This is a genomic window from uncultured Caballeronia sp., from assembly GCF_964243625.1.
In the GTDB taxonomy this organism is placed as follows: Bacteria; Pseudomonadota; Gammaproteobacteria; order Burkholderiales; family Burkholderiaceae; genus Caballeronia.
On the sequence record NZ_CAXTGZ010000414.1, the window covers coordinates 1 to 5,459 of the forward strand.

Consider the following 5,459-nt stretch of genomic DNA (forward strand, 5'->3'; position numbering starts at 1 on the left):
GCGGAAGAACGACCTTTACGTTCGGACTACGAGTTCAGCCGCGGTATTCCAGGCGACAACGCGAGCCGTGGTGCGGTGATTGCGCAAGAAGGCTCAACTAAAGCTTCGGAAGAGCTCGCCAGTTTAGTGACGCTAGCTTTTCATATGGCGCCCGTGGGTCTTCTTGTCGCTAGGGCACGTGTCATCGTCCTCTGCAATCAGATGTGTGGTGATACATTCGGTTACTCACCATCAGATTTGACAGGACGATCGCTGGAGTGCCTCTATCCTTCGATTGCTGAATTCCACAGCCTAGAAGAAAGGGCAGCTCGCTTGATGCGCGAGACAGGTGTCCATTCGGACGATCGAATCATGCGTAAGTTTGATGCAAGTCGATTCTGGTGCCATGTCTCGGGGCGCGCCATCGACCGAGATGATCCATTCGCTGCGGCGGTATGGTCATTTGAAGACATAACATCCGTGCGACGGGTGGCGGAAGATATCACGCGACGTGAACAAGAAATCGCGCAACTGCTCGTTATTGGGAAAAGCAGTAAAGGGATTGCCCGTGATTTGCGCATAAGTTACCGAACGGTGCAAGCACACCGCGCAAGGTTGATGCGAAAGTTCAATGTGTCTAACACGGCAGAATTAATGGGCTGTCTGTTTGGGAGGCAATAGCGCAGAGTACTTCCTAAGGTAATTTTCTTAAGGAGCGGAAGCTGGCGAGCCCCTCGGTAGTTTGGACTGCTTTTATTGCCGACCTTGCAACTAAAGTTTTTGTTTTTCGTGATTGGAGTTAGAAATGGGCGTGGAAATTGTCGGTTGGGCGCATGTACCGTTCGGTAAGCACGCCGCACTGAGTCTTGAGGATCTGATTGTGCGAGCTGGTCGGGAGGCTATGGCGAATGCCAAAGTTCCGGCGAACGACGTAGATGGAATATGGCTGGGCAATTTAAATGGCGGCTTGGTGCCCGACATCTTCGCGTCGTCTCTCGCTCTTAGTTGCGAAGATGGCCTCCGGTGGAAGCCAGCCGTGAGGCTTGAAAACGCGTGCGCCTCAGGATCTGCCGCGATTTATGGCGCATGTGATGCGATCGAGGCCGGACGTGCGCACATTGCGCTCGTTATCGGCGCCGAGAAAATGACTGCGGTCACTGGGGCGGACGTGACACGCGTTCTTGGAAACTGCGCGTATTCCGGGGAGGCGGGCAACCCACCTGGAGGTTTCCCGGGCATTTTCGCCGCAATTGCTCAAGATTATTTCGACGAATATGGTGATCATTCGGTCGCCCTTGCAAAGATTGCGGCCAAAAATCATTTGAATGGTACGGTTAATCCGTGGGCTCATATGAGGCGAGATCTCGGCTTCGAATTTTGCAACACAATTTCGGAGAAGAACCCGTTGATCGCACCGCCGCTGCGTAAGACCGACTGTTCGTTGGTGTCGGATGGCGCTGCTGCGTTGATTCTCGCATCGACAGAAGCGGCAGCAGATTTTTCGCGTGCCGTTGCGTTTCGCTCCCGTGTCCATGTAAATGACTATCTGCCTCTTTGGCGCAGGCGAGCAGTCGAATTTGCCGGTCCCAGGCGCGCCTGGAGTGAGTCAATGAAAAAAGCCGGATGTACCATCGATGACATTTCGTTCGCAGAGGTCCACGACTGCTTCACCATCGCGGAGCTGCTCAGTTACGAGGCGATGGGTCTTGCACCAGCTGGACAGGGATATCGCATGCTTGATGAAGGCGTGGTGATGCGGGACGGGAAGCTTCCGGTGAACGTTTCGGGAGGTCTTAAATCGAAGGGGCATCCCATTGGTGCAACTGGCGTTTCGATGCACGTGCTTTCCGCTATGCAGCTTACTGGGCAAGCTGGGGAGATGCAGTTGCCGACGCCCTCGCTAGCTGGTGTCTTCAACATGGGCGGGGCGGCCGTAGCTAGCTATGTCAGCATCTTGGAACGGAGTAGGTGACTGATTCAACCGCTGCCAGGTGGTTCACCAACGCGTCCCACTTGTTATTGAAATTTTTCCGATAAGTAGGTCAATGCCTTGCTTCCCGACGTAGTCTTGCGGTTCATCAAAGGGAAAGCGAAGATTGCTTGCTTCCATATGTTCAATATAACTTCGTTAAGCTTATCGATATGGTACCCATTGCAGGGCGGCGATGACGCAAGCAAAAATTGTTGTTAAGTTTTACGAGAGTTCTTCTCACACTGCTCTGCAAATGAACTTAATTGGGTGCAGTTAATCACCAAATAATTTTTGATGGCGACAGCCTTGGTTCTCGCCAAAAATGATGGAGTACATCGATGAACACCATAGGAAAGCACTCGTTTCAGATTGAACTCAGCAAGAATCCTGTTGAAGCGCACCTACGTGAAGAATTGTTGGAAAATCCGCTTTTTGGGCGCGTGTTCACTGACCACATGGTCACAATTCGCTACTCGGGCACGCGCGGTTGGCATGATGCGAAAGTTTCACCGCGCGGGCCATTTAGCTTAGATCCTTCAACCCTAGTCCTTCACTACGCACAGGAAATCTTTGAGGGCATGAAGGCGTACCGATTGCCAAATGGTGGTGCCACCTTATTCCGCCCGGAGGCAAACGCGCGACGTTTCGGAAATTCCGCCGAGCGGCTTGCGATGCCGCCGCTGCCGGAGGCACTGTTCGTCGAATCGGTCCGTCAACTGGTGCGCGTGGACAGGGACTGGATCCCCTCAACGCAAGGCTCAGCTCTATATATCCGACCTTTTATGATCGCCACCGAGGCTGTGCTTGGCATGAAGCCATCGGCGGAGTATTTGTACTGCGTTGTTGCGACGCCGGTTGGCGCATACTTCAAGGGCAATGCGTCAGCCCTAACGGTATGGTCGTCCGATGACTACACCCGCGCTGCTCCGGGAGGGACGGGGGCCGCTAAATGTGGCGGCAACTATGCAGCGAGCCTCGCGGCGCTCGCGCAGGCGGCTCGCGAGGGGTGCGACCAGGTCGTGTTTTTGGACGCTGCTGAACGGCGCTGGATTGAAGAACTGGGGGGCATGAATGTTTTTTTTATTTTCGACGACGGCTCGATTCAAACCCCGCCGCTGACTGGCACCATCTTGCCAGGAATCACCCGCGCATCATTGATCACCCTCGCCCGCGACATTGGAATCACTGTTTTTGAACAACCGTACGACATTGACCAATGGCAGGCAGACGCGAAGAGCGGACGCTTAGTGGAAGCATTCGCATGCGGAACTGCGGCGGTGGTCACGCCGATCGGAACGGTAAAAGGCCGGAAACACAATTTCTCAATTGGGAACGGGAGTGGCGGCCCGATAACTGAACGACTTAAAACGGCGCTGCTGAATATTCAAAATGGCCGCGCACCTGACCACTATGGCTGGCTAGATTTGATTTTCTAAAAGGCCGTTGAGATATCCGTCGTTTATGCGGTCAGGTGCATTGCAACGGATGCTGGGTCCGCAGTTTAAAAACGCAGAACACGTTTGCGGATATTCGACGTTGCTGGAGGTTCGCCGATATCGGCGTTATCCATCGTTTTGTGCCTCTCAACCGGCATGGGTGCGCATACTTGTCAAGTTGTAGCCGACCTTCCTCAGCACGAAGAGCTGGTTTACGCGTTTGAGTCCCCGATACATCACCTGGCAAATGCGTCCGACTGTCTTACCCCATCCGAACACCTGCTCAATGCGCTTACGTTTTTCCTGACTGACCGCGTAACGCGGCTGTCACGGATCGGCGTAATCGAGCGGGGGATGATCGGCTTAAAGAGGCCACACAGAGTAGCCCCGAAACGCAATTTCGAATGTTTTCAAGAATGCGGTTTTTTGCCCGATTTTGCAATGACGTTTTCGCCGCTTTCGGGCATTGGTCTGGGCTTACGGAAGCTCTCGCCTTCGCGGACGATCCGATAGCAACCGTGGCGCAGTCGGTCAAGCGTGGCGGCGCCAAGCACACGGTTGTCTGGGAAGGCGTCTCCCCATTCGTCCAGATCAAGATTGGTCAAGATTGTCGCTGCTCGCTCATACCGCGCGGCAACGAGATCATGGAAGTCTTCGTCGTGTGGTGCGCGCAGCGGTTTAAGCGCGAAGTCATCGACGATCAGCAGCGGCACACGCACGAACTGTTGGAACTTGCGCTCGTACATTCCTGTGGCACGCGCTGCATGCAGCTTCTTCAGTAGATCGGTCTGTGTGACGAACACGACATCGCGGCCTTGACGCGCGGCGCAGTGGCCCAACGCCTGCGCAATGTGCGACTTTCCAACGCCTGTTTGACCCACCATTAGAATTGCGACCTTCTCGTCGATGTAGCGTCCGGTCGAAAGATCATAGATATGCGCCCGATTGAGCTTGGGAAGGCGGTCAAAGTCGAATGACTCGAGTGTCTTTCCTAGCGCAAAGCCGGCACGCATGATGCGCGCGCCCAATTTCTTCTGATCTCGCCGCGCGACTTCATCATGCAGCAGCATGGCGAGGAATTCGGTGTATGCAAATTTGCCGTCGATAGCCTGTCGGTTGCGCTGTTCGAGCGAGTCGAGCACACCAGATAGACGAAGTTGTTTGAGTGTCGTGTTCAGTTCGGGACTTGGATTCATGATGTTCAATGCAGAAGGAGGGAGTTGAGATCTCGACCGAAGCGACCGCCGCTCAGGTAGGTATCGGTGAGCGTTTGCGGGGTCGCGGCCACCGGCTCGCTGTCGAGTCCTTTGTCGAGGATGCCTTTGACGGTGCGGTAGCTCGGACTTGCAAACGCTAGGGCGCGACCACAAGCGGCATTCAGCCGCTGGTCGCCTACCTTCTCGCGCAGTCGCAAGATGCCCTGGACACCGCGCAGGTTCACAAGCACTTGGTCGTTCGACCGCGAGACAGGCGGGACCGATCTCTCTGGCACGAGTCAGACACCACTGCGGATCGTGCTCGAGCCATGCCTGTGCGGCCGGTGGCTGATGGTCTCGCACCGTATGACGATCGCCGGGCTTGCGCAGGCGCGGATGCGTTGCAACCAGACCGTGCTGGTGGAACAATTGCACTACCGTGTCGGTGGCCTTAAGCCATAGATCCTTGCCGACCAGCGTGAACGGTACCGAGTACAAGGCCTTGCGGTACACCACGTGGCCGTCGCTATGCACGCTGACCTGCTTCCACACGGCTAGCACAGGCGGCACGTCGGGAAGTGCCGCGAGCAGTGGCTTCTCGACGGCAAAGCGTGCTAGCGGCTGCTCGTGGGTCGTGCCGTGCTTGCGGATGCTGGCTTCCTGCATGATCCATTCGTGTAACTGTCGATTCGCGTCGCTTAGATCGCGAAACGTGCGCAGCGGTACGAAGGACTTCTTCACATATTTAACGCCCGATTCCACAATTCCCTTTTTTGCGGGGTCGTGCGGCGGACAAGCGTCAACCCGGAAACCGTATGCCTCGGCAAGCGATGCGTAGGAGCGTTGTACTTCGGGGCTGTACATACACGCTTTAAT

General features: G+C 55.3%; 4 protein-coding genes and 2 pseudogenes. 3 read left to right on the top strand and 3 right to left on the bottom strand.

Going from position 1 to position 5,459, the window contains the following annotated elements:
• From ACFFAR_RS23300 to ACFFAR_RS23310, 3 genes are all read left to right on the top strand, one after another.
• The coding region (locus ACFFAR_RS23300; RefSeq protein WP_375508548.1) for a LuxR C-terminal-related transcriptional regulator at positions 1 to 660 on the top strand (660 nt) is incomplete at its 5' end.
• 124 nt (positions 661 to 784) lie between these two features.
• Positions 785 to 1,951, top strand: coding sequence for an acetyl-CoA acetyltransferase (locus tag ACFFAR_RS23305; RefSeq protein WP_375508549.1), 1,167 nt, complete (start codon positions 785 to 787; stop codon positions 1,949 to 1,951).
• A 338-nt stretch (positions 1,952 to 2,289) separates the two neighbouring features.
• Positions 2,290 to 3,387 carry a branched-chain amino acid aminotransferase gene (locus ACFFAR_RS23310; protein ID WP_375508550.1) on the top strand — a complete coding sequence of 366 codons (1,098 nt, stop codon included), beginning with the start codon at positions 2,290 to 2,292 and terminating at the stop codon, positions 3,385 to 3,387.
• A 147-nt stretch (positions 3,388 to 3,534) separates the two neighbouring features.
• On the opposite strand, the pseudogene ACFFAR_RS23315 reads toward ACFFAR_RS23310, so the two are convergent.
• From ACFFAR_RS23315 to ACFFAR_RS23325, 3 genes and pseudogenes are all read right to left on the bottom strand, one after another.
• A pseudogene (locus ACFFAR_RS23315) lies at positions 3,535 to 3,705 on the bottom strand (transposase); the annotation flags it as partial.
• Positions 3,706 to 3,797: 92 nt separating this feature from the next.
• A complete protein-coding gene (istB, locus tag ACFFAR_RS23320) occupies positions 3,798 to 4,583 on the bottom strand; it encodes an IS21-like element helper ATPase IstB (RefSeq protein WP_375508551.1) in 786 nt (261 codons plus the stop codon).
• Between the two features lie 5 nt (positions 4,584 to 4,588).
• Positions 4,589 to 5,459 (bottom strand): annotated as a pseudogene (locus ACFFAR_RS23325) (IS21 family transposase); the annotation flags it as partial.

Bases quoted from the DNA above. Each gene is read 5' to 3' on its own strand.
- ACFFAR_RS23310 (WP_375508550.1), top strand. From the start codon at position 2,290: ATGAACACCATAGGAAAGCACTCGTTTCAGATTGAACTCAGCAAGAAT.
- istB (WP_375508551.1), bottom strand. From the start codon at position 4,583: ATGAATCCAAGTCCCGAACTGAACACGACACTCAAACAACTTCGTCTA.
- ACFFAR_RS23305 (WP_375508549.1), top strand. From the start codon at position 785: ATGGGCGTGGAAATTGTCGGTTGGGCGCATGTACCGTTCGGTAAGCAC.